Source organism: Amycolatopsis sp. DSM 110486 (assembly GCF_019468465.1).
Classification (GTDB): domain Bacteria; phylum Actinomycetota; class Actinomycetes; order Mycobacteriales; family Pseudonocardiaceae; genus Amycolatopsis.
In genome coordinates, this window is sequence record NZ_CP080519.1 from 2,762,702 (window position 1) to 2,778,965 (window position 16,264).

Below are 16,264 nucleotides of genomic sequence, written 5' to 3' on the forward strand. Positions count from 1 at the left end.
GAGGCCGTCCCTACCGCATCACCCGCACCGACGCCAGGCCGCGGGCTCGCGTCCAACGATCACCCGCCCGTAGTGTTCACGCCGTGACCGGACCCACCCGTGGCCTCGTGGCTCTCGCCTGTCTCGGAACTCTGACACTCTCGCTCACCGCATGCGACGGCTCCTCCGTGGGCGGTACACCGGCACCGGCCTCGTCGTCAGCGCCGGTGCCGAGCAGTTCAGGAGCTTCGGACACTCCGTTGGCCGGACTCAGCACCTGCAAGACTCTCGACCAAGCGGTCGCCGGTCAGGGCTTCTCTGCCGCTCAAGCGTCGATCGCCGATCCAGAGCACGCATGCGACACGCAGCAAGAAGGGGCCGGCGTTTTCAGCCTGGGTCTACAGGACGGGGAGGCCTATGACACGAGCATCGCCAACCCCGCGAAAGCCACTTCCGGCAGCGTCCGCGCTCGACGAGCGATCCTCGAACGAGAGCCCACCCAGCAAACCGGCGTCTGCGCGGTCTCTATCGAGGTCAAGCCGAAATCACGAGCAACGATCGCTGTATCGTTCTCTCGGGGGACCACCGACGAAGCATGTACCAAGGCCAGGACCCTGGCCTCAGCGGTCGAACTGCTCCTGCCCAAGAACAGCTGACGATCCAGACTTCCACCCCGAACACCACCACAACTGTGTTCGGCAACAGGCTCGCGTCCGACGATCACCTACCCGTAGTGTTCACCGGGTGACCGGACCGATCCGTGGCTTCGTGACCTTCGTCGGCCTCGCCACTCTCGCCTGCGCCCTGACCGCCTGCGACGGCCCAGTGGGCGGCAACCCCACCCCAGTGAGCCCGTCAGGGTCCGCCTCGAGCAGTGCGCCGAGCACGCAGTCGGACACCCCGCTGGCGGGGATGAGCCCGTGCAAGACGCTCGACCAGGCCCTCGCCGGGCAGGGCTATCCGGCCTCCACGCCGTCGATCGCCGATCCGGAACATGGCTGCAGCACGGACAAGACCCAGGACAATCTCGGCCTGGTCTTGCAGGACGGGCAGAGCTACGACACGAACCTCTCGAACCCCTCGATGGCCCAACCCGGCCATGTCCGCACACGACGGGCAATCCTCGAACTGGAACCGACTCGTCAGGCCGGCCTCTGCGCCGTCAGGATCGAGGTCAAACCGAATTCTCGCGCCTTGGTCTCCGCGGCACTCACCAGCGGCAACACCGACGAAGCGTGCACAAGAGCCAGGAACGTTGCCGAAGCAGTCGAGCTTCTCCTGCCGAAGAACACGTGATGAAGGGTGCGCGGTTGTTCCGAACTCGCTGACAGCTCGCGGTGATCGATCTAGAGTGGGCGGGGGAGCACGTAGCGTAGGCAGGAGAGTGGTACAAGCGATGACGGGTGCATCCGACTTCGGCGGTCACCTCCCCGCCTCGACCAATTCCGGGCAGGACAACGTTCCGGATCTGTTGGTAAACCCTCTCGACACCGAGGGCGTACACCGCCTCAACGAAAGTGCCCAGAAGTTCACCGCACTCGCCAAAGGGGGCGGCTTCGCAGTCAACGAGGCCGGATTTCAGGCTTATAACAAGGTGTGCGATGACTTCCTTCACGGTTACACGGACATACAGCAAAACTTCTATCAGCTCTTGTCACGTGCCAAAATGGGTTCGAGCGACTACTCACACCAAGTCGCCGACTTCAACGTCAAGGTTGCAGGCGGTGACCCACAATCCTTGATCCCTAACCTTGAGCTGCTCAGGGAAAGCATCAAGCAAGTCCAGCAGGCTCTGCAGATCGCACGTGACAACTACCGCGAAGCCGACAGCGCCCACGCCCAGACATTCCGCAGCACCGGTGAGGCCAGCTGATGAGCGAACGCGCCCAACCCCGCGAGTACGAAGCCGACTACTACAGCCAAACTCACGCGGACCTGTCAAAAAAGGCAGCGCCCGGGCGTTTCGGCGCCGAGGATCAGCAAAACATCCGCGACTCGGTCGATCAGCGCACGGGCCAGGCGGCGTCGAACTACTCGGTCACCCAGGGTGATCAGCTGCTGCAAGGCCAAGCGACCCGCGGCGACGCCCCCGCCCCCAACGCGAACTACGCGGCGCACGATCACCAGCAGCTGTACGACATGGTGCACACGAACATGGACCCCGGCGAACTCGACGCCCGCGGGCGAGTCGCCAACGACCTCGGCAACTGGCTAGCCGCCGTGTCCAACTCGATCAACGACGCGGCCAACAGCAGCCAGATCGAGTGGCAGGGCTCGGGCGCGTCGCAGGCGCACAACTTCTTCCAGAACACCGCGACCTACGCTTCGAACACCGCGAGCGCCGCGCAGCTGAGCTCCAACCGCTACTCGCAGCAGGCCGCCGCGGCTGGGCACGCGCAGACGAACATGCCGGAGCCCGTCAAGTTCGACCAGCAGGCCGAGATGCAAAAGGCGACGCAGCAGTTGAGCGTCGCGGATCCCGCGGCCGCCGCGCAGACGATGAACGCCATCGCCGCCAAGCAGAAGCAGGCGGACGCCGCGCATCAGCAGGCCGTGCAGGTGATGCAGGGGCTGGACAACACGTACCACGAGACGTCCACGACCCAGCCCCAGTTCACGGCGCCGCCGCCGATCGGGGGTGGGGACGACAGCACCCACGCCAGCAGCGCCCAGCCCGGTGTCGGCCTCGGAGGGCACGCGGGTGCGTTGAGCAGTGGAGCCGGCAGCTTCGGGTCGCCCGGTGGAGGTGCGCCGGGAGGCGGCGGCCCCGGTGGCGGGGCGGCGGGCTTCAACGGCAACGCGTTCACTCCCGGCGCGGGCTCCAGCACCGGTGCCGGGTCCTTCGGTGGGCCTGGCGGCACTGGTGGCACTGGCTTCCGCCCGCCTGCGGGCGGCGGTGGCTTCGGGCGGCTGTCCCCGGACGCGTTGGCGTTCGGCGGGGGTGGGCCGGGCGGCGCCGGTGGCGCCGGCGACGAGACCCTGCGCGGCGGGCGGGCCGGCGGCGGAACCGGGCGATCCGGCGGCGGGTTCGCCGGCAGCCGCGTCTCCGGCGGTGGCGCGGCCGGCAAGGGCGCGGCGGGCGAAGGCGCCGAGTCCGGCAAGGGCGCAGGCGAGCGGCTCGAGCGTGGGGCGACCGCGGCGGCCAACGCGGGCAAAGCCGGGAAGGCCGGCGCAGGCGGAGCGGCCGGCGCCGCTGGGGCCGGCAAGAAGAAGGAAGACGACAAGGAGCACAAGAACAAGCTCCCCAACCAGGAAGACCCCGACGAGGTGTTCGAGGTTCGCCCCGAGCGCGGACCCGATGGGGAGAAGATCACACCGCCGGTCATCGGTGGGTGAGTAGAGGCTGACGGAGCGCGGCGCCACCTGAGGGTGGCGCCGCGTTGTGTTTCAGACAGTGTCGACGCCGGTGCGGCCGGGCGTGCACGGTCGACGCCGGTGCGGCCGCGAGTGAACGGTCGACGCGGGTGCGGCCGCGAGTGAACGTCGTGCGTCACACGAGTCCCGAGTGCACTGAGGCCCCGAAACGGCGCCTCACCAACGCGCGAGAGCCGAGTCCCGGAGTCACGATGACGCCGGCACAACCGCAGCAACCAGCGCTGCGAAGGCGAGCCCACCGCGAAGAAGCCCCGCGAGGCAAGAAGAGAACACCCAGGTCGACAAAGCGACACCACAAAATCCAGGGTAAAACCCTGACACCCCCACCCACCCCACCCCGGTACCGTCAAACCATGCGGTTCTACGTGGTCGATGCGTTCACCGGGGAGGCGTTCGCCGGGAACCCGGCCGGCGTGGTGGTCCTGGAGAGGGACGTGGACGCGGCCTGGATGCAGCAGGTCGCCGGCGAGATGAAGCACTCCGAGACAGCCTTCGTCCGGAAGAACGGCACCACGACGAGCCTTCGGTGGTTCACGCCGGCCACCGAGGTGGACTTGTGCGGTCACGCGACCATCGCGGCGACCCAGGTCCTCGGCGGAACCCAGACCTACGAGACCCGCAGCGGCATCCTCCGATGCACCAAGCACGAAGACGGCTGGATCGAGATGGACTTCCCCGTCGACGAGCCGCGGGAGACGCAAGAGGACGTCAGCCGCATCCTCGCCGACGAAGACGTGAAGCCGCTGTACGTCGGCCGCAGCAGGGAGAACCTGTTCGTCGAGCTCGAGACGCCGGAGCAGGTCGCCCGAGCCACACCGGACCTCACGGAGCTCAAGAGCACCTGGACCGGACGCATGATCATCACCGCGAGCGGCGACCCCGGCGAACCCAGCGAGACCGACGAAACCGGCGACAACACAGACTTCGTCAGCCGGTTCTTCGGCCCCGGCGTCGGTGTCGACGAAGACCCCGTCACCGGATCCGCCCACTGCGCCCTGGCGCCCTACTGGGCCAGGAAGCTGGGCAGAAAAGACCTGACCGGCAAGCAGATCTCCCAGCGTGGCGGGATCGTGAAAACCGAACTCGACAACGACCGCGTCCGCATCAGTGGGCGGGCGGTCACCGTGGTGAGTGGGGAGCTGCACGTCTGATGCGCCTGCTGCTGAACATCATCTGGCTCGTGCTCTGCGGATTCTGGATGGCCGTGGGCTACGTCCTCGCGGGCATCGTGTGCTGCATCCTGATCATCACCATCCCGTTCGGGCTGGCGTCGTTCCGGATCGCGAACTACGCGTTGTGGCCGTTCGGCCGGACGGTGGTCGACCGGCGCGACGCGGGTGTCGGGTCGGTGCTGGGCAACATCATCTGGTTCATCTTCGCCGGCCTGTGGCTGGCGATCGGCCACGTGGTCACCGGCATCGCGCTGTGCATCACGATCATCGGGATCCCGTTGGGGATCGCGAACTTCAAGTTGATCCCCGTGTCGCTGATGCCGCTGGGCAAGGAGATCGTCGACGTCCCTACGGCTCAGGCGTGAACGGCAAGGGCACCACGAGGCACGGGCCGCCCACGAACAAGCCGCCGTCGATGCCCAGGGCCTTGCCGCCGGCGTACAGGTAAGGCCCCTCGATCTGTGCCGGGTGGATGCCCAGCTGGTCGGCGATCACGCTGTGACCGTGGACGATCCGCGAACCGCCCAGGGCTTCCATCAACGCGTCCGCGTTCTCCTCGCCGGCCGGGCCGCGGAAGGCGTAGCGAGTGGTCATCCGGCGCCAGACGTCCCACCACGCCTCGATGTCGCTGCCGGTCAGGATTTCCCCCACCGACGCGTTGATCGACGTGATGTCCGAGCCCCAGTCGAGGTACTCCAGCGTGTCCGAATGCATCAGCAGGTGGTCGTCGACCAGCGCCACCAACGGACGCGCCGAAAGCCACTCGATGTGTTCCGGCGTCAGGCGGTCCTGATCGGACAGCAGGCCGCCGTTGATCTCCCAGCTGCGGGCGAAGCTGCGCGGCCCGAAGTCCGACGGCACCTGGCGGTCGCCGAAGTGGTACATCCCCAGGAGCAGGATCTCGTGGTTCCCCAGCAGCATCTGCACGGAGCCGCCCGCCTCCGGCGCCTGTTCCTGCAGCGAACGCACGAAGTCGATCACGCCGACGCCGTCGGGACCGCGGTCCACGAAGTCGCCGAGGAACCACAGCTGGTCTTCGGCGCCGCTCCACTTGCCGTCGCTGTCGACGAGCCCCTCGGCGCGCAGTGCGTCGGCCAGGGCGTCGCGGTGCCCGTGGACGTCGCCCACCACATACACGCTCATCGTTCGACGATAGGCCCTGCTCCGGCGCGCACGCCGGTCAGCCTTCGCCGAACGGGTCCAGGGTTCGCCCGATCAGGTCGGCGACCGAGTCGATCACCTTCGTCGGCCGGTACGGATAGCGTTCGGCCGACTCCGGAGTGGAAATCCCGGTGAGCACGAGGACCGTCTGCAGCCCCGCTTCGATGCCCGCGTGGATGTCGGTGTCCATGCGGTCGCCGATCATCAGCGTCGACTCCGAGTGCGCGCCGAGGCGCCGCAACGCCGAGCGCATCATCAGCGGGTTCGGTTTGCCCACAAAGTACGGCGAACGCCCGGTGGCCTTCTCGATCAGCGCCGCGACGGACCCGGTGGCCGGCAGCGAGCCCTCCATCGTCGGGCCGGTCGCGTCCGGGTTGGTGGCGATGAACTTCGCGCCGCCGTCGATCAGGCGGATGGCGTTGGTGATGGAACTGAAGCTGTACGTGCGGGTCTCGCCCAGCACCACGTAGTCCGGATCGCGTTCGGTCAGCACGTAACCGACCTCGTGCAACGCGGTGGTCAGCCCGGCCTCGCCGATCACGAACGCCGTGCCGCCCGGGCGCTGCGAGTCGAGGAACTGCGCCGTGGCCATCGCGGAGGTCCAGATCGACTCCTCCGGGATGTCGAGCCCGGTGCGCAGCAGCCGCGCCCGCAGGTCGCGCGGGGTGTAGATGGAGTTGTTCGTGAGCACCAGGAAGCCGATGCCGTTGTCCCGCAGCTCGCCGAGGAACTCGTCCGCGCGCGGCACGAGGTGCTCCTCGCGAACCAGGACGCCGTCCATGTCGCTCAGGTACGTCCAGCGTCCTTCAGTCACCCTCGCCGTCCTCTGTTCTGCGGTACTTGATCGAAACAGGCGCACCGTACCACGGCACCCCGCCACGGTGCGCCCGCAGAGGATTTCCATTGCGGCACAACGCAGTCAGGCTTGCGCGGGATGCACCGCCACCGTCGCGGCCTTCACCGACAGCGTCACGGACGAGCCCGGCTCCAGCTCCAGGTCGGCGACCGCCGCCGGCGTCAGGTCGGCGGTCAGGCCCTCGGCCCAGCCGCCGCCGGTCACGCGCAGCCGGATCACGGGCCCGTGCGGTTCCAGGGCCGCGACCAGGGCCTCGGCGGTGTTGCGCGGGCTGCCGTGGTGCTCGCCGTCGTGCGGGTACACGGCCACCGCGCTGGGCTCGAACACCGCGACCGCGGCCTCCCCCACCACGGCGTCCGGCGAAAGCAGCCCCGACACCAGGTCACCCGACTTCGTGCGCAGCCCCTCGGCCTCCGCGAGGCCCGCAACCAGGTTGAGCCCCGCGATCCGGGCCGTGAACGCCGTGCGCGGCGCGGCCAGCACCTCCCGTGTGGGCCCGCGTTCGACGATCCGCCCGCCCGACATCACGGCCACGTGGTCGGCCAGCGCGAGCGCGTCGAGCGGATCGTGCGTGACCAGCACCGTGGTCGGCCCGCCGCGCAGCACCCGCCGCAGCAGGCCGCGGATCGCGGGCGCCGCGTCCACGTCGAGAGCGGCGAACGGTTCGTCGAGCAGCAGCAGCGACGGCGTCGAAGCCAGCGCCCGCGCGATCGCCACCCGCTGCTGCTGGCCACCCGAGAGCTGGCCGGGCCGCCGGCGCGCGAACGCCGACGCGTCCACCTCCGCCAGCCACATCTGGGCCTCCTCCCGGGACTTCACCCTGCTCGCACCGGCCGAACGCGGGGCGAAAGCGACATTGTCCAAAGCGGACAGATGCGGGAACAGCAACGCGTCCTGCGACAGCAACCCGACCCCCCGCGCGTGCGGCGGCAGGTTCACCTTGTCCCCCGCCAGCACGCGGCCGGACAACGTGATGTCGGCCGACGTCACGGGCACGAGCCCGGCCAGGCCACCGAGCACAGTGGACTTTCCCGAGCCGTTCGGGCCGAGCAGCGCCAGCACCGTTCCCTCGGGCACGGTGAACTCGACGTCGAGGGAGAACGTGCCGCGCGAGAGCGCGATCCGAGCCGAGAGCGTCACCGGAAACCACCTTCGAACGACCGCGGCCGCGCCACCGCGATGACCACGATCGCCACCACGATCAGCAGCAACGCGAGCGCCACCGCGCTGTCGACGTCCACCTCGGCCTGCGTGTAGACCTCCAGTGGCAGCGTCCGCGTGACGCCTTCCAGGCTACCGGCGAACGTGATGGTCGCGCCGAACTCACCCAGCGCGCGGGCGAAGCTGAGCACCACGCCGGAGCCGAGCGCCGGCAGCAGCAGCGGCAGCGTCACGCGGCGGAACACCGTCCACGGCCGCGCGCCGAGCGTCGAAGCCACCTGCTCGTAACGGTCGCCGGAGCCGCGCAGCGCGCCTTCGAGGCTCACGACCAGGAACGGCATGGCCACGAACGTCTGCGCGATCACCACGGCCGCGGTCGTGAACGGGATCTGCTGGCCGGTCAACGCGTTGATCAGGATGCCGAGGAAACCCTTGCGTCCGAGCAGGTACAGCAACGCGAGGCCGCCGACCACGGGCGGGAGCACCAGCGGCAGCAGCACGATCGAGCGCAGCAGCCGCGTGCCGCGCACGCGCGAACGAGCCAGCACGACGGCCAGCGGCACACCGAGGATCACGCACGCCACCGTCGAGAGCAGCGCCGTGATCATCGACAGCTTGAGCGCGGCCAGCGACGATTCGGAGATCAGGAGAGACGGGAACCGGGCGACGTCCGAGCGCACGAGCAGCCCGACGACGGGCAGCACCACGAGCGCGAGCGCCACCACGGCGGGGATCCAGAGAACAAGGGGAACCCGCGAATGCGGCGGCCGTTGCTCGACCGCCGCACCGCGTCGCCCCTTACTGAGCCGGGCCAAACCCGATCTTGGTCAGCTCGGCCTTGCCCTGCGCGCCGAGCACGAAGTCGTTGAACTCCTTGGCCAGAGCGGCCTGCGGAGCGTCCTTCACGACGGCGATCGGGTAGTTGTTGATCGCGCCGGAAGCCTCCGGGAAGTCCACCTTGTCGACCTTGTCCGCGGCCGAGGTCGCGTCGGTGACGTAGACCAGGCCCGCGTCGGCATCACCCGACTGCACCTTCGCCAGCACCTGCTTGACGTCGGTCTCTTCGCTGGCCGGCTTCAGCGTCACGCCAGTGTTCGTCTCGACCTTCTTCGTCGCCGAGCCGCACGGCACCTGGGCCGCGCAGACGACGACGGTCAGGCCGGCCTTGTTCAGGTCGGCGAACGTCTTGATGCCCTTGGGGTTGCCCTTGGCCACGGCGATCGCCAGCTTGTTGGTGGCGAACACCGTCGGCTGGCCGTCGATCACCTCGCCCTGCGTGGCCTTGTCCATGTTGGCCTGGTCGGCGGAGGCGAACACGTCGGCCTTGGCCCCGTTGTCCAGCTTCTGCACGAGCGCCGACGAGCCCTCGTAGTCGAACTTGACGGTGACACCCGGGTGCGCCGCCTCGAACTCCTTGCCGAGCTCGTTGAACGACTCGGTGAGCGACGCGGCGGCGAACACCGTGAGCGTGCCCGTCGCGCTCGAGCCGGCGGGCGACGGCACCGCCGGGCCGCCGGAGCCCGGACTGGTGCTGGCCTCGTCGTTCGCGCTGCACGCACCGGCCAACAACGCGACCGCCGCTACGGCGATGGCGAGCTTCTTCATCTGTTTCCTTCCGGGGTCTCCACCACGACGGTGGTCGCCTTGACAACGGCCACCGCGAGCACACCCGGGCGCAACCCGAGCTCGCGGACGGCTTCTGAACTCATCAGTGACACCACTCGGTGCGCCCCGCACTGCAGCTCGACCTGTGCCATCACCTTGTCGGCGGTGACCTCGGTGACGAGCCCCACGAAGCGGTTGCGGGCGGAGCGGCCGACTGCCGACGGGTCCTCGGGACCGGCGGCCTGCGCGCGGGCGAACCCCGCCAGCTGGGCACCGTCGACGACCTTCCGGCCGGCGGCGTCGTCCGTCGCGGTCAACTGACCGCCGCGGACCCAGCGCCGGACGGTGTCGTCACTGACGCCGAGGAGCCGGGCGGCCTCGGACAACCGAAATTGCGGCATGGCCGGAAGATTATCGCCGCAGTTGAGGAAAAGCTACGTGAAACGTGAATTGTCGAGCACTTCGTTGTGTGACGCTTCAAGTATTGCGTTCTGGTAACGCTCGGGGTTTGCCCGGACGGTCCGCAGCCCTCGCCCGCGACCGCTGATCGAGTCGGCCGATGACCCACGTCACAGCCGGTGTGGACAGTCGGGTTCGCGCCGCAATCCGCCCCGCTGCCAGGAGTTCTGCGCCCCGTCCTGCGAGGTCGGGGGCGGTGCGGTCGATTCCGGACAGTCGCGCCGGCGCCGGCGCCGGCGCGCGAGCGGCCCGGCCGGGTCTGTGAGCGGGCGGTCACGAGGAGGTCACCGACGGCTCGCGAGAGGCCCTTCATCGGCCGACCCGGTGATAAGGACGAGTCGGCTTTTCAGGCGTTCACGAGTTAGGCTGTGCGTAATGACAGCAGTACATCTCGGGTTTCCTCGCGTCCCCGGTACACGAGGTTCGTCCGGCGCGCCCTCGGCACCCCGGCCCGATCATCCCGGCTTGCTCGACCAGTTCGGCCGCGTGGCCACGGATCTGCGGGTTTCGCTCACGGACCGCTGCAACCTGCGCTGCACGTACTGCATGCCCGCCGAAGGCCTCGACTGGATGCCCGGCGAGCAGGTGCTCAGCGACGACGAGCTGGTGCGGCTGATGCGCATCGCCGTCGAGACGCTGGGCGTCACCGACATCCGCCTGACCGGCGGCGAGCCGCTGCTGCGCCCGGGTCTGGAGGACATCGTGGCGCGGATCACCGCGCTCGAGCCTCGGCCGCGGGTTTCCATGACCACCAACGGGATCGGGCTCGCGAAACGGGCGAAGGGCCTCGCCGAGGCCGGCCTGGACCGGATCAACGTGTCGCTCGACACCGTGGATCGCGCCCTGTTCGAGCAGATCACCCGCCGCGACCGCCTCTCCCACGTGCTGGCGGGCCTCGCGGCCGCGCGCGACGCTGGGCTGGCGCCGGTGAAGGTCAACTCCGTGCTGATGCGCGGGCTCAACGACCACGACGCCGTGCCACTGCTGCGATTCTGCCTCGAAGAGGGCTACCACCTGCGGTTCATCGAGCAGATGCCGCTCGACGCGCAGCACGGCTGGAACCGCGGCGAGATGATCACGGCCGAAGAGATCCTGAGCATGCTGGGCGAGGAGTTCTCGCTGTCGCCGTTCCCGGCCGCCCGCGGCGGCGCGCCGGCCGAGCGGTGGCTGGTCGACGGCGGACCCGGCGACGTGGGTGTGATCGCGTCGGTGACCAGGCCGTTCTGCTCCGCGTGCGAGCGCACCCGGCTCACGGCCGACGGCGCGGTGCGCTCCTGTCTCTTCTCCAACGACGAGACGGACCTGCGCGCCCTCGTGCGCGCGGGCGCGCGCGATGAAGAGGTAGCGGACGCGTGGCGGGCCACGATGTGGGGCAAGCTCGCCGGCCACGAGATCAACGAAGCCGGGTTCGCGCAGCCGATCCGGCCCATGAGTGCGATCGGCGGATGACATGTCACCCCAGTCTCTGGAACCGATGACCGTGCTGGTCCGCTACTTCGCCTCCGCCCGCGCGGCGGCGGGAGTGGAAGAGGAGAAGCTGAAGCTTCCTGAGGGCTCGACCGTCGCGGACGCCGTCCGCCTGGTGCGCGAACTGCATCCGGGACCGCTGCCGCGCATCCTCGACGCGGCGAGCTTCCTGTTGAACGAGGTTGCCGTCCGTAATCAGAATCGCGCCCTCAGTGACGGAGCGCAACTCGACGTGCTCCCACCCTTCGCCGGCGGCTGACCCTCGCGAGACCCCGCCAGACCCGGCTCAGTGGCTCACTGGGCCCTTGAACCCTCCTGTCCGGCCATTTGGTCCGGACCACGCCGAGCGGCGCTCAAGGCGCCTTGAGCGGCCATTTTTGTCAATACCTACTCTCCGGAGTAGTTCGCTCACGGCGTATTCCCGGACACCCACAGAACCACTCGACGTGCACTGGCAGACTTCGCACTGAGTGGTTTAAGGTGCCCAACTCAAAGGCCGCGCGAATGGACCGTTGACGCCTTATCGACGTGATCCAAGCCTCACGATCTGTGAAATATCTCGGGCAGAAAACGGGCAGATAACGGCCCTCTGACCTGCGCAAACATGCCGATCGCGAGAGGTTGCGTGCTGTTACTGTGACGTAGGTCACATGCCGAATGATTTCCGATCACGGCTCTCATTACGTACCGTCGCTTTTCGGTTGGCCCCGACCAACCGAGCAAGACCGGGAATCCGTAGTGCCTAGCCCTGTCCAGCGGATCCCCGGACCCATACCCCGAGCGAAAGCATTTCCGGACAGGGACGAGGGGACGAAGACCGCGCGTCGTGCGCAGTCCGCGTCTGCCGCCCGGCAACGGGCGGACGGGCTCCCAACCCGGCCCTCAGCCTTCGGGCTCGTAGGCGCAGGAAAACCGAGAAGTATTCTCATGTCTTACCGAGGCAAGCACCGCAAGATGTCCGCCGCCACCCGCACCATCGCCCGCGTCGCTGTCGCGGGTATCGCGGTCGGCGCGCCCATCGCGATCGCCGCGACCCCCGCGTCGGCGACCAACTGGGACGCTGTCGCGCAGTGTGAGAGCAGCGGCAACTGGAACACCAACACCGGCAACGGCTACTACGGCGGCCTGCAGTTCACGCAGAGCACCTGGAAGGCCTACGGCGGCACCGGCAGCGCGTCGAGCGCTTCCCGTGAGCAGCAGATCGCCGTGGCCGAGCGCGTTCTCGCGGGTCAGGGCGGCGGCGCGTGGCCGAACTGCTACGGCAAGGGTGCCGGCGGCTCGACCGCCGCGCACAAGTCGACGAAGTCGACCAAGTCGACCTCGAAGTCGACTGCCAAGAAGTCGACGACCCCCAAGAAGAGCACGAGCGCCCCCAAGAAGGTCGCCAGCACTCCGGTCACCGGCGTGCCGAGCTCGAACCCGAACGGTGACTACACCGTCGTGTCCGGCGACAGCCTGTCGAAGATCGCCAAGCAGCTCAACGTTCAGGGTGGCTTCCAGAAGCTGCAGACCCTGAACAAGTCCTACATCCCGAACCCCGACCTGATCCTGGTCGGTCAGAAGATCGCCACCAAGTGACTCCTGACCTCCTCGTGAGGTCGTGAAGTCCTTCAGGGCGCAGCGTTCGGTTGGCTGTGATCCGACGAAAGGGCCCCACCGCGAATTTCCCCCGGCGGTGGGGCCCTTCGTGGGGTCTGACGAACGGCCATTGCCGCAGCGGATCAGGGTGAGTTGACCCATTCGTCGGAGCCGTCGGTGAAGTGCTGGTGCTTCCAGATCGGGAGCCGGGCCTTCACCTCGTCGACGAGCTCCGCGCAGGCCGAGAAGGCCTGGCCGCGGTGTTCGGCGGCGACAGCGCACGCCAGCGCCACGTCGCCGATGGCGAGCGGACCGACGCGGTGGCTCACGGCCACGGCGCGGACACCCGTCCAGCCCGTGGCGAGCTCGGTGACGACCTGGGCGAGCACCTCGCCCGCGGTGGGGTGGCCTTCGTAGACGAGGTCGAGCACGCCCTTGCCGCCGTCGTGGTCGCGCACGACCCCGCCGAAGGTGACGACGGCGCCGGCCGCGTCGTCCTCCACGAGGCGGGCGTGCTCGTCGACGGACAACAGCTGGTCGCTGACCTCCGCGCGGAGGATGCGGACCGCGGGTGTGCTCGGGGTCTTGGCTTCGAGCGGATCCGCCGGCAGCGAGTCCGCGGCGAGTGCGTCGGCGACGGACGCCGAGTTCTCCGTGGACTCAGCGGCTTGTTCGGCCTTGGCCAGCTCTTCTGAAGCAGGTCGTGGGTGGTCGCCGCCGGCGAGCTGGTCCACGGCGTGGTCGAGGATCCCCTCCAGCACGCCCAACCCGTCCTTCACGCCGCCGCGCGAGCCGGGCAGGTTGACGACGAGCGTGCGGCCCGCGACACCCGCGAGGCCGCGCGACAACACGGCCGTCGGCACGTGCGGCAGGCCCGCGGAGCGAATCGCGTCCGCGACGCCCGGAAGCTCGTAGTCCAGCACTTCGCGCGTGACGTCCGGAGTGCGGTCCGTCGGCGAAATGCCCGTGCCGCCTGTGGTCAGGACCACCGCGACGCCCTCGGAAACCGCCGCGCGCAAGGCGATCCCCACCGGTTCGCCGTCCTCGACGACCACCGGGCCGGGCACCGCATAACCGCGCGCCGCGAGCCACTCCACGAGCACCGGCCCGGTTTTGTCCTCGTAGACGCCCTTCGCGGCGCGGTTGGACGCCACGATCACCCGTGCCTCGCTCATGACTGCCGCTCCCACGTGCCGGTCTTGCCGCCGTCCTTGCGGATCAGCCGGACGTTGTCGAGCGTCGCGGCCGGATCCACGGCCTTGATCATGTCGTGCAGCGTGAGCCCCGCGACCGCGACGGCCGTGAGGGCCTCCATCTCGACGCCGGTGACGTCGGTGGTCTTCGCCGTCGCGCTGATGTGGACGGCGCTCCCGTCCAGTTCGAACTCCACCTTCACGCCGGACAACGCGATCTGGTGGCACAACGGGATGAGTTCCGGCACGCGCTTGGCGCCCATGATGCCGGCGATCCGGGCCGTCGCCAAGGCGTCGCCCTTCGGTAACCCGTTGGCGGACAACAGATCCACCACTTCGGCGGTGGTGTGCACCGTGCCGCCGGCGAGCGCTGTGCGCGCGGTCGCAGTCTTGCCGGAGACGTCGACCATCCGCGCGGCGCCGGTTTCGTCGACGTGGCTGAGTTCACTCACCCCACGAGGCTATGCCAGCGGTGTCCCGGCCGACAAAAAGGCCCCGTCACCGCGGTAAGCGATGACGGGGCCTCCAGGGCCTGAGGAACTCAGCCGGCCGTGGCCTCCGCGCGGACGGCCGCCTTCACGGCCTCCGCGACGGCCGGGGCCACCGCGTTGTCGAAGACGCTCGGCACGATGAACGACGCGTTGAGGCGGCTCTGGTCCACCACGTCGGCGATCGCGTCGGCGGCCGCCAGCAGCATGTTGTCGTCGATGTTGTGCGCGGCGGCGTCGAGCAGGCCGCGGAAGACGCCGGGGAACGCCAGCACGTTGTTGATCTGGTTCGGGAAGTCGCTGCGGCCGGTGGCGACCACGGCGGCGTGCTGCTGCGCCTCGAGCGGGTCGATCTCCGGGTCCGGGTTGGCCAGCGCGAAGACCACGGCGTCCTTGTTCATCGTCGCCACCTGCTCGGCGCCGAAGAGGTTCGGAGCGGAGACGCCGATGAAGACGTCGGCGCCGACCAGGGCCTTGTGCAGCGTGCCGGCCTGCTTGTCGCGGTTGGTGTGGTTCGCGATCCAGGTGAGGTTGTCGTCGAGGTTGCCGCGGTCCGGGTGGACGATGCCGTCGATGTCGGCGGCCACGATGTCACCCGGGTTCTTTTGCAGCAGCAGCCGGATGATCGCCGAGCCGGCCGCGCCGACGCCGCTGACCACGATCTTGCAGTCCTCGATCTCCTTGCCGACCACGCGCAGCGCGTTGCGCAGTGCCGCGACGACCACGATCGCCGTGCCGTGCTGGTCGTCGTGGAACACCGGGATGTCGAGCTGCTCACGCAGGCGCGCTTCGATCTCGAAGCAGCGCGGCGCGGCGATGTCCTCGAGGTTGATGCCCGCGTAGACCGGCGCGATCGCCTTGACGATCTTGATGATCTCCTCGGTGTCCTGCGTGTCCAGGCACACCGGCCACGCGTCGACGCCCGCGAACTTCTTGAACAGCGCGGCCTTGCCCTCCATCACGGGCAGCGCGGCGGCCGGGCCGATGTTGCCGAGGCCGAGCACGGCCGAGCCGTCCGTGACCACGGCCACGGTGTTGCGCTTGATGGTCAGGCGGCGCGCGTCCTCGGGGTTCGCGGCGATCGCCTGGCACACGCGGGCGACACCCGGCGTGTACGCGCGGGAGAGGTCGTCACGGTTGCGGAGCGCTACCTTGGGCGTGACCTCGATCTTGCCGCCGAGGTGGATCAGGAACGTCCGGTCGGAGACCTTGCGGACCTTCACGCCCGGCAGCGAGTCGAGCGCCTGGGTGATGTCCTGCGCGTGGTTCTCCGACAGCGCGTTGGCACTGATGTCGACCACGATCGTGTCGGCGTGCGACTCGACGACGTCGAACGCCGTGAGCACCCCGCCGACGCGGCCGACGGCGGTGGTGAGGTCACCGGCGGCCGTGGAGGAAGCCGGGGCCTCGACCCGGACGGTGATCGAATACCCGGGACCGGGAACCGGCATGGCACTAACTCCCCGCTGGGAAACCTGTGGCTAGGACACTTCGAACACTAGCCCCGTGACCGCCGCCACCTGACCCCAACCGGGTGACCGACCAGTAACTACGGTCGTTTCCCCAGAAGTGGGGAATCAGCGGTTGATTTCCGTCTCCGGGTGCACGTAGGGCACCGAGTCGAGCGGGAACGTCAGGTCGCCGAACGGCGACAGCGCGCCCTGACGGTCGGACGCGAGCTCCGACACGGGGTGCTCACCGTCTTCCGCCGGCCAGGTGGGGTCGATGCCCTTTTTCCTGCCGTTCTCGCCCTTCGCCACAACGCCCTCC

General features: G+C 68.9%; 19 protein-coding genes. 9 read left to right on the forward strand and 10 right to left on the reverse strand.

What is annotated here, in order from left to right:
* Positions 1-239 precede the first annotated feature (239 nt).
* The 6 genes from K1T34_RS13505 (at position 240) to K1T34_RS13530 (ending at position 4,891) form a co-directional block, all read left to right on the forward strand.
* Positions 240-635 (forward strand): hypothetical protein, encoded by a 396-nt coding sequence (locus tag K1T34_RS13505; protein ID WP_220244608.1) that lies wholly within the window; start codon positions 240-242, stop codon positions 633-635.
* Between the two features lie 88 nt (positions 636-723).
* A complete protein-coding gene (locus K1T34_RS13510; protein WP_220244609.1) occupies positions 724-1,275 on the forward strand; it encodes a hypothetical protein in 552 nt (183 codons plus the stop codon).
* 100 nt (positions 1,276-1,375) lie between these two features.
* Positions 1,376-1,852: a hypothetical protein gene (locus K1T34_RS13515; protein WP_220244610.1), complete on the forward strand. Its 477-nt coding sequence runs from the start codon at positions 1,376-1,378 to the stop codon at positions 1,850-1,852.
* Entirely contained in the window at positions 1,852-3,315 is a 1,464-nt protein-coding gene (locus K1T34_RS54455) for a hypothetical protein (RefSeq protein ID WP_220244611.1), read from the forward strand. Before K1T34_RS13515 ends, K1T34_RS54455 begins: the two co-directional genes overlap by 1 nt.
* Positions 3,316-3,707: 392 nt before the next feature.
* Positions 3,708-4,505 (forward strand): PhzF family phenazine biosynthesis protein, encoded by a 798-nt coding sequence (locus K1T34_RS13525; RefSeq protein ID WP_220244612.1) that lies wholly within the window; start codon positions 3,708-3,710, stop codon positions 4,503-4,505.
* Complete coding sequence (locus tag K1T34_RS13530) at positions 4,505-4,891, forward strand: YccF domain-containing protein (RefSeq protein ID WP_220244613.1); 387 nt, start codon at positions 4,505-4,507, stop codon at positions 4,889-4,891. The genes K1T34_RS13525 and K1T34_RS13530 overlap by 1 nt, the downstream gene beginning before the upstream one ends.
* Here the strand turns inward: K1T34_RS13530 and K1T34_RS13535 are convergent.
* From K1T34_RS13535 to K1T34_RS13560, 6 genes are all read right to left on the reverse strand, one after another.
* Positions 4,875-5,669 (reverse strand): metallophosphoesterase family protein, encoded by a 795-nt coding sequence (locus K1T34_RS13535; protein ID WP_220244614.1) that lies wholly within the window; start codon positions 5,667-5,669, stop codon positions 4,875-4,877. The two genes, K1T34_RS13530 and K1T34_RS13535, sit on opposite strands and share 17 nt — an antisense overlap.
* A gap of 37 nt (positions 5,670-5,706) precedes the next feature.
* On the reverse strand, positions 5,707-6,501 hold the full coding sequence (locus tag K1T34_RS13540; RefSeq protein WP_220244615.1) for an HAD-IIA family hydrolase: 795 nt from the start codon (positions 6,499-6,501) through the stop codon (positions 5,707-5,709).
* Positions 6,502-6,606: 105 nt separating this feature from the next.
* Complete coding sequence (locus K1T34_RS13545; protein ID WP_220244616.1) at positions 6,607-7,683, reverse strand: sulfate/molybdate ABC transporter ATP-binding protein; 1,077 nt, start codon at positions 7,681-7,683, stop codon at positions 6,607-6,609.
* The gene (locus K1T34_RS13550; protein ID WP_255638758.1) at positions 7,680-8,438 is read right to left on the reverse strand and encodes an ABC transporter permease; all 759 of its coding nucleotides are present in this window, start codon (positions 8,436-8,438) and stop codon (positions 7,680-7,682) included. Before K1T34_RS13550 ends, K1T34_RS13545 begins: the two co-directional genes overlap by 4 nt.
* A 64-nt stretch (positions 8,439-8,502) precedes the next feature.
* Complete coding sequence (modA, locus tag K1T34_RS13555) at positions 8,503-9,309, reverse strand: molybdate ABC transporter substrate-binding protein (protein WP_220244618.1); 807 nt, start codon at positions 9,307-9,309, stop codon at positions 8,503-8,505.
* Complete coding sequence (locus K1T34_RS13560; protein ID WP_220244619.1) at positions 9,306-9,710, reverse strand: molybdopterin-binding protein; 405 nt, start codon at positions 9,708-9,710, stop codon at positions 9,306-9,308. The genes modA and K1T34_RS13560 overlap by 4 nt, the downstream gene beginning before the upstream one ends.
* A 433-nt stretch (positions 9,711-10,143) precedes the next feature.
* On the opposite strand from K1T34_RS13560, the gene moaA reads away from it, so the two are divergent.
* From moaA to K1T34_RS13575, 3 genes are all read left to right on the forward strand, one after another.
* Positions 10,144-11,217 carry a GTP 3',8-cyclase MoaA gene (gene moaA / locus K1T34_RS13565; protein ID WP_220244620.1) on the forward strand — a complete coding sequence of 358 codons (1,074 nt, stop codon included), beginning with the start codon at positions 10,144-10,146 and terminating at the stop codon, positions 11,215-11,217.
* Positions 11,218-11,242: 25 nt separating this feature from the next.
* On the forward strand, positions 11,243-11,494 hold the full coding sequence (locus K1T34_RS13570) for a MoaD/ThiS family protein (protein WP_220244621.1): 252 nt from the start codon (positions 11,243-11,245) through the stop codon (positions 11,492-11,494).
* Positions 11,495-12,162: 668 nt separating this feature from the next.
* Positions 12,163-12,813 carry a transglycosylase family protein gene (locus K1T34_RS13575; protein WP_220244622.1) on the forward strand — a complete coding sequence of 217 codons (651 nt, stop codon included), beginning with the start codon at positions 12,163-12,165 and terminating at the stop codon, positions 12,811-12,813.
* Positions 12,814-12,956: 143 nt separating this feature from the next.
* On the opposite strand, the gene K1T34_RS13580 is transcribed toward K1T34_RS13575, so the two are convergent.
* The 4 genes from K1T34_RS13580 to K1T34_RS13595 form a co-directional block, all read right to left on the reverse strand.
* Positions 12,957-13,988, reverse strand: coding sequence for a molybdenum cofactor biosynthesis protein MoaE (locus K1T34_RS13580; RefSeq protein WP_220244623.1), 1,032 nt, complete (start codon positions 13,986-13,988; stop codon positions 12,957-12,959).
* Positions 13,985-14,458, reverse strand: coding sequence for a cyclic pyranopterin monophosphate synthase MoaC (moaC, locus tag K1T34_RS13585; RefSeq protein ID WP_220244624.1), 474 nt, complete (start codon positions 14,456-14,458; stop codon positions 13,985-13,987). The genes K1T34_RS13580 and moaC overlap by 4 nt, the downstream gene beginning before the upstream one ends.
* A gap of 89 nt (positions 14,459-14,547) precedes the next feature.
* On the reverse strand, positions 14,548-15,945 hold the full coding sequence (locus K1T34_RS13590; protein ID WP_220244625.1) for an NAD-dependent malic enzyme: 1,398 nt from the start codon (positions 15,943-15,945) through the stop codon (positions 14,548-14,550).
* 126 nt (positions 15,946-16,071) lie between these two features.
* On the reverse strand, positions 16,072-16,254 hold the full coding sequence (locus K1T34_RS13595; protein WP_220244626.1) for a hypothetical protein: 183 nt from the start codon (positions 16,252-16,254) through the stop codon (positions 16,072-16,074).
* Positions 16,255-16,264: the final 10 nt, after the last annotated feature.

Bases quoted from the DNA above. Each gene is read 5' to 3' on its own strand.
- K1T34_RS13515 (WP_220244610.1), top strand. From the start codon at position 1,376: ATGACGGGTGCATCCGACTTCGGCGGTCACCTCCCCGCCTCGACCAAT.
- K1T34_RS54455 (WP_220244611.1), top strand. From the start codon at position 1,852: ATGAGCGAACGCGCCCAACCCCGCGAGTACGAAGCCGACTACTACAGC.
- K1T34_RS13525 (WP_220244612.1), top strand. From the start codon at position 3,708: ATGCGGTTCTACGTGGTCGATGCGTTCACCGGGGAGGCGTTCGCCGGG.
- K1T34_RS13530 (WP_220244613.1), top strand. From the start codon at position 4,505: ATGCGCCTGCTGCTGAACATCATCTGGCTCGTGCTCTGCGGATTCTGG.
- K1T34_RS13535 (WP_220244614.1), bottom strand. From the start codon at position 5,669: ATGAGCGTGTATGTGGTGGGCGACGTCCACGGGCACCGCGACGCCCTG.
- modA (WP_220244618.1), bottom strand. From the start codon at position 9,309: ATGAAGAAGCTCGCCATCGCCGTAGCGGCGGTCGCGTTGTTGGCCGGT.
- K1T34_RS13560 (WP_220244619.1), bottom strand. From the start codon at position 9,710: ATGCCGCAATTTCGGTTGTCCGAGGCCGCCCGGCTCCTCGGCGTCAGT.
- moaA (WP_220244620.1), top strand. From the start codon at position 10,144: ATGACAGCAGTACATCTCGGGTTTCCTCGCGTCCCCGGTACACGAGGT.
- K1T34_RS13570 (WP_220244621.1), top strand. From the start codon at position 11,243: ATGACCGTGCTGGTCCGCTACTTCGCCTCCGCCCGCGCGGCGGCGGGA.
- K1T34_RS13575 (WP_220244622.1), top strand. From the start codon at position 12,163: ATGTCTTACCGAGGCAAGCACCGCAAGATGTCCGCCGCCACCCGCACC.
- K1T34_RS13580 (WP_220244623.1), bottom strand. From the start codon at position 13,988: ATGAGCGAGGCACGGGTGATCGTGGCGTCCAACCGCGCCGCGAAGGGC.
- K1T34_RS13590 (WP_220244625.1), bottom strand. From the start codon at position 15,945: ATGCCGGTTCCCGGTCCCGGGTATTCGATCACCGTCCGGGTCGAGGCC.